Raw genomic sequence first — 6532 nt, forward strand, 5'->3', positions numbered from 1 at the left:
CCAATCCGCCCTCACCCACACCACCGGCACACGGGACGTGGGAATCCAGCTCACCGAACAGGACGCGGTCCGCCAAGGATGGGCCGCGCTGAGCGAGAACGATGGGCTCCACGGCCGTCATGACCCGAGCCATCGTCGACCACCCAGGGGAATCACCGACCTCATGGGCAGCTTCACTGCGCTGCCGCTTCCGGTTCGTCCGCCGCAGACGGGTGGACGTATCTGCCCTCGCTGAACGGGGTGAACCACGCACTGAATGCCACGGGCGCGACTCCGAGCGCGGCACCCACGGAGGCTTCGTCGATCCCGTCCATCGAGCCGTCGTAGAGCCACTCGTGGTCCATGTCCTCGTACACGTTGGCGGCGAACGCGTCGAGAGCGGCCGACACGTCGCCGTCGAGAAGCTCATACAGCTCCAGGGTCATGGTCGCCCGGCTCAGGAGAAACCTCAGGGCGAGTTCCTCGGCGACGCAGCTGAGCCGCTGGAAGCTCCCGTCGGTGAAGCGGGTGGTCATGGCGATCACCGTCACCAGGAAGCGGCGGGCGAAGCGGGCGTCGTACTGGAGCGCGTACCGGTCGGGAAGGCGCTCCAAGTGCCACAAGGGACCGTCGCATTCCGCGACGGTGGCGTCCTCCTGCGTCAGGACCTGCGCGTCTTCGAACAGCTCGTCCACCAGGATGTCGGTCGCGTGGACCAAGGCTCCGGCGGCGAGTCTGGCGCTTTCCGGCGGGACGGCGAACCCGGCATCGCCGTCGTCCCTTTCGTCGTCTTCCCTTTCGTCGTCCTCGTCGTCGAGCACGCCGAACATGACCGGGGGGAAGGAGCGCAGTTCATCCGCCAACCCCAGCATCCGGCTTCGCACGGCCGCTGCTTTCGCCTCGGCCTCGTAGCCCTCTTCGGTGCCTTCGAGCATTGGGCTCTCGGTGTGCCGGGCCTTCCGGGCAGCAGGATCATCGGGCGGGGCATCCGGACCTTCGGCCGCATCGAGGCTCTCCCTGGCCAGATCCTGGTGCAGCTCGACCTCGCACCGCTCGATCGTCCAGTCGGCCAACAGTTCGGAGCGTTCCAGCAGTTCGTCCACAAGGGCCTGCACCGAGTCCTCGGCGAACTCCAGTCCCGGAGCGTCCACGATGACCTTCAGAAGGGCTCCGCCGGGATAGACGGCCACGATGGTGTCGAGAAGATCTACTTTCACACCGTCGGGCCCTTCGATGGCCCGGACAGAGTCGAATCCGTTCTCGATGAGCGCCACGGCGCCGGCACGCTGAAGGGGGTCCATCTCCGGAGTGTCCTCCGGGATGCAGGTGTCCACGGTCACTACGTATGTCACGTGTCCGAGCCTGACAGGAGGGAGCCACCCCGCGCGAGGGAATGCGCCCGTCCGCAGGGCCGGGTTTGGCCTACAGCACGGTTCGCCCGATACGGGCCAGGGCAGAACGACGCACACCCAACGCGTAGGAGCCGCGCCGCCTACTCCTGGCCCCCACCACGCACCGCCAACCCTCGCCGCAAGCACTCGACGAGGCGGCCCGCGATGCTCCCGTCCGGATCCAGGCGCGGGTTGAAGATCGTGACGTCGAGGCCGAGGGCCCGTGCGTCAGCCAGTGCCGTGCGCAGCACCAACTCCAGCTCCGGCCAGGTCAGTCCACCGGGCCGGCGGTAGTCGACGGCCGGCATCACCGCGTCGTCCAGCACGTCGACGTCGACATGGACCCAGTACCCGGCGAGGCGATCGGTGCCGAGCACGTCGAGGGCGCGGTGGGCTGCCGCGCCTGCGCCCAACTCCCGTACGCCGTAGAGGTCGATCGCGTGCAGACCGGGCGGCAGCGGCTGCATCCCCGCCTCCGCGGACTCGTCGGCGTCCCGGAAGCCGAGGGCGACGACATCCTCGTCGTACAGCAGGGGCCCACGGCCTTCGAGGTCGGTGAGCGGGCGGGGGCCACGGCCGGTCGCCAGGGCGAGTTCCATCGAGGCCGCCTCACCGTTCGGCTCGGCCGAGGGCTGGTAGAAATCGGTGTGGCCGTCGAGGAACAGCAGGCCGTGGCGGCCGTGGCGGCGCAGGGCGAGGAGGGTGCCGAGCAGAATGGTGCAGTCGCCGCCGAGGACGACCGGGAACAGGCCGCGGTCGAGGATGTCACCGACGGCGTCGGCCAGCTCTACGGAGTACCGCGCGATGCCGCCCGGGTTGAGGACCCCCGTCTCCTCGTCGCGCCGGGCGTCGTACGCGGGCGGTTCGACCCGGCCCGACCTCACCACGCCGATCCCGTCCGCCAGCCCGGCCCCGAGCAGCGCCGCCGGCAGCTCCTCGACACCGGAGGGCCGCAGCCCCAGCACGGACGGCGCCTCGATGATCGCCAGGTCCCGCATGCCCGCCACCTCCCTCCGAGGGCCGCTCTCGTTCCCGTACCCGCTCCCGTCCCCGTCCCCGTCCCCGTCCCCGTCCCTGCTCCTGCTCCTGCTCCTGCTCCTGCTCCTGCTTCCCTCAGGATCCGCCGGAATCGGGGACATCGCACCCTCGACGGCTGGCCCCCTCGCAAGGGCACGTCACCCCCACACCCCACCCCTCACGTGACGCACACCACACAGCGGATCGCAAGTTTTTCCCGCAGCGGTGATTGTTTCGCCCGGCGCGTCCGTACCTTCTGGCGTAGAAGCCGCTCGTGTCTGGAGGCAGCATGCGCATGTCGCGCCGCGTGGCAGGAACCGCCCTGGTGGGTGGTGCCCTCGTCCTCACCCTCTCCGCTCTCGCGTACCCGGCGATGCTCGGAGTGGAGAACACGGCGACGAACACGTCACGGATCATCGCGAACACCCAGTACGGCCCGTTGACCGAGGCCGACCGGGACTTCGTCGTGAAGGTGCGCGCGGCCGGGCTGTGGGAGCATCCGCTCGGTCTGATGGCGATGGAGCGGGGCACGACCGCCGCGATGAAGGAGGCCGGCGAGCATCTGGTCGTCGGGCACGCCCGGCTCGATGCCACCTGTCGCAAGATCGCGCCCGAACTGGGCGTCATTCTGCCCAACCAGGCGAGCCCTCAGCAGCAGCAGTTCGTGGCGACCGTGGATTCCAAGACGGGTAAGGAGTTCGACTCCACCAGTGTGGCCATCATGCGGGTGACGCACGGCCAGATCTTCCCGACCATCGCCAAGATCCGGGCCAGTACCCAGAACACCCTGGTCCGTCAGCTGGCCGACCAGGCGAACGACACCGTGCTCGACCACATCACGGTTCTGGAGAAGACCGGCCTGGTCAACTACGACCAGGTCAACTTCCAGCAGACCTCGCCGCCGAAGATGCCCCAGGACCAACTCACCCCGCCCCCGGCGCAGCCGGGATCACCGGTCCTCACGCTGAACATCCCGAAGGGCCTGGAGGATCTCCAGACCACGGCGCCACAGCCGGCGCCGAGTCCGACGGCCGGCTGATCAACTCCCCCTGATGGTACGGGAGATGTCGTACCGGGCACGGATTGGTTGCGGCACGGTCGTCCCACGGCGCGCTCGCGATCGCTGGGCCAGCATGAGGCCGTATGAGCAGAGACCGCTACGTCGACTTCCTGCGCGCGTGGTCCATCGGCCTCGTGGTGCTGGGCCACTGGCTGATCACCGCCCTGGTCCGGGATCCCGGCGGTGCCATCAGGGCCCCGGAGTTGCTGGCGGTCGTTCCCTGGACCCAGTGGCTGACCCTGGGCTTCCAGATCATGCCGCTGTTCTTCTTCGCCGGCGGCCATGCGGCGGGCGGCTCCTGGTCGCGGGCGCGGGGTGCGGGCGGTACGGCGTCCGGGTGGGTGGGGAGGCGGGCGCTGCGGCTGCTGCTGCCGGCGGGAGCCTACAGCGGGCTGGTGCTGTTCGCCGTCGCGGTGTGCGCGGCGGTCGGGGTGGCCCCGGACACGCTCGCGCTGGTCGGGTGGGCCATGGCGATGCAGTTCTGGTTCCTGCCGGTGTATCTGATCGTCAGCGCGCTTACGCCGGTGCTGTATGCGGCGCATCTCCGGTGGGGGGTGTACGTCCCGCTGGTCATGGGTGCGGTCGCGCTGGTCGCGGGGTACGCGCCGTACACCGGGTCCCTCAACTACGTGCTCGTGTGGGGCGTGGCCTATCAGCTGGGCTTCTGCTGGCGGGACGGGCTGCTGAGCAGAGGGGTGGTGGTGCCTGGTGCGATGGCGGTGGGTGGGGTGGTGGCCTTTGCGGTGCTGGTCGGGGTCGGGGCGTATCCCGTCAGTCTGATCCATGTGACCGGGCAGACGCTCAGCAACACCGATCCGCCGTCGGCGGCGATGTTGGCGTGGACGGTGGGGCAGGTGGGGGTGTGTCTGCTGGTCGCACCCGGTGTACGGCGGCTGCTGGAGCGGAAGTTGGTGTGGCGGGTGGTGCGGCCGGTGGGCGGCGCCAGCATGACGTTGTATCTGTGGCACATGCTGCCGGTGCTGGTCGTCGCCGCGGCGTTCTATCTGACGGGGCTGGCTCCCGATCCCGAGCTCGGGTCCGTGGCGTGGTGGGTGCTGCGGGTGCCTTGGCTGGTGGTGCTGGGGGTTGTCATGGGCGGGGTCGTGGTGGGGCTTCGGCCGTTGGAGCGGGGGCTGGGGGTGGTGTACGAGCGGGCGCGGGCCCCGGAGACCGCCGACCCTCGCCGTTCGTGGGCGTTGTGGCTCGGGGTGGCCGTGAGTGTGGGGGCGTTGGCTCGGTTCGCGGGGGTGGGGTTCGCGGAGGGTGGGCGGTTTCCGGTGCTGCCTGCGGTGGGGCTGGTCTTGGGAGTTGCGCTGGTGATGGTGCCGGGGTGGCGGCGGGCGCGGGCGGCGGGGCGTGAGGTTGAGCGGGCCGAGGGGGACAAGGGGGCCAAGGGGACCAAGGGGGCGTTGGAGGAGGCTGCTTGACGCCGGGGCCGGTCCGGGACTGGTTCTCGTTCCGGGACCGGTTTTTCCGGGACCGGTTCTCGTTCCGGGACCGGTTCTCAGCGGTCTGGGCCGTGTGGCTTCGGGACCGCGCAGAGACTCATCCCACATCCCGTTTGTGGAGCGTACGGAGCCGGGCAGTTTTTCCTTTCAACCAAAAGCGGTTCCGGTCACGGGAGGCGCACACAGACATGTCCTCTTCATCCGAGACCTCGGAGGTTCCCATACGCCCTCGACGCGTCGTCGTCACCGGGCTCGGCGCCTTAACCCCGCTGGGGGTCGGCGTCGGCGAGCTGTGGCAGGGACTGCTCGAAGGGCGGCACGGGATACGGGAGTTGGAAGGGGACGAGTTCCGCGAACTGCCCGTGCGGCTTGCGGGGACCGTGCCCGTGGATCCGGCGACGCTGCTCCCGCGCCCCCTCGCCCGGCGGATGAACCGGGCCGCCCAGTTCGGTGTGCTGGCGGCTCGGGAGGCCTGGCGGGATGCCGGGTTCGTGAGCGGCGGGACCCTGGAGAGCGGGCTTGATCCCGCGCGGGTGGGGGTGAGCCTCGGGGCCATCCTGGGGGACGCGTCCGTACTCGTCGGTGGGGACCGGAAGTTGCGGGAGAAGGGGGCGCGGGCCGTGTCGCCGCTCACCACTCCCATGACCGTGCCCTCGCAGGCCGCCTCCCAGGTCTCCCTCGACCTGCACATCACCGGTGAGGCCCGGACCGTGACCAGTGCCTGTGCCTCGGGGACGGAGGCGATCGGGCAGGCCATCGACCGAATACGGTACGGCCGGGTCGACGTCGCCCTCGCGGGTGGCGCCGAAGCGGTCGTCACGCCGGCGATCATGGCTTCCTTCGCCGCGATGCGGGCGTTGGCCACGGGCGGGGTCGAAGAGGGGTCGCCGTCAAGGCCGTTCGCCAAGGATCGCGACGGGTTCGTGAACGGCGAGGGCGCGGGGATCCTCGTACTCGAAGCCGAGGAGCACGCCCTGGCCCGCGGGGCCCGGATCTACTGCGAGGCCGCGGGGTGGGGACTGTCCGCCGACGCGCATCACATGGCCGCGCCCGATCCGTCGGGGAAAGGGGTCGCGCTGGCATTGCGGCGGGCCCTGCGGGATGCCGGGGGGCGTGTCGGGGACGTCGTCCATGTGAACGCCCATGCCACGGCCACCGTCGAGGGTGATCTGGCCGAGGCCGGGGCCCTGCGGGAGGTGCTCGGGCAGCGGTCCGTGCCCGTCACCGCGCTCAAGGGGCATCTCGGGCATCTGCAGGGGGCCGCGGGGGGCGTGGAGGCCGTTGCTGCGGTGCTGACCCTGCATCACGGGGTGGTGCCGCCGACGGTGGGGTGCGTGGAGATGGACGATGCCGTCGGGCTGGATGTGGTGACGGGGGTGCCACGGGAGTTGCCGGGGGACGGCGATCTCGTGCTGAGCAACTCGTTCGGGTTCGGGGGGCACAACGCGGTGCTGGCGTTGCGGCGGGTGCGGTGAGTTCGGGGCGGGTGGGGTGCGTCGGTGGTGGTGGAGTGCCTCGGTGGTGGTGGGGTGCGCCGGTGGGGTGAGCGCCGTTGCGGTGGGGGAGGGGCGGGGCGACGAATGGGGCGGCGCCCGTCTGCTAGTGCCCCGGCAGGCGACATTCGCCCCGTCGCGACG

At 70.4% G+C, this 6532-nt stretch carries 4 protein-coding genes and 1 pseudogene; 3 read left to right on the forward strand and 2 right to left on the reverse strand.

Translation table 11 applies throughout. The features are described 5' to 3' along the window. Positions 1-173: 173 nt before the first annotated feature. Both AQJ91_RS45095 and AQJ91_RS45100 read right to left on the reverse strand, forming a co-directional pair. A complete protein-coding gene (locus AQJ91_RS45095) occupies positions 174-1331 on the reverse strand; it encodes a hypothetical protein (RefSeq protein WP_067035074.1) in 1158 nt (385 codons plus the stop codon). 140 nt (positions 1332-1471) lie between these two features. Further along, positions 1472-2368 (reverse strand): arginase family protein, encoded by an 897-nt coding sequence (locus tag AQJ91_RS45100; protein ID WP_067035077.1) that lies wholly within the window; start codon positions 2366-2368, stop codon positions 1472-1474. A 308-nt stretch (positions 2369-2676) separates the two neighbouring features. On the opposite strand from AQJ91_RS45100, the gene AQJ91_RS45105 reads away from it, so the two are divergent. From AQJ91_RS45105 to AQJ91_RS45115, 3 genes and pseudogenes are all read left to right on the forward strand, one after another. Continuing rightward, positions 2677-3426, forward strand: a complete 750-nt coding sequence (locus AQJ91_RS45105; RefSeq protein ID WP_067035080.1) for a DUF4142 domain-containing protein — start codon at positions 2677-2679, stop codon at positions 3424-3426. Positions 3427-3530: 104 nt separating this feature from the next. Further along, complete coding sequence (locus AQJ91_RS45110) at positions 3531-4874, forward strand: acyltransferase family protein (protein WP_079085686.1); 1344 nt, start codon at positions 3531-3533, stop codon at positions 4872-4874. Positions 4875-5122: 248 nt separating this feature from the next. Then, positions 5123-6370 (forward strand): annotated as a pseudogene (locus tag AQJ91_RS45115) (beta-ketoacyl-[acyl-carrier-protein] synthase family protein); the annotation flags it as partial. Positions 6371-6532: the final 162 nt, after the last annotated feature.

It is taken from the genome of Streptomyces dysideae (assembly GCF_001514305.1).
GTDB lineage: Bacteria > Actinomycetota > Actinomycetes > Streptomycetales > Streptomycetaceae > Streptomyces > Streptomyces dysideae.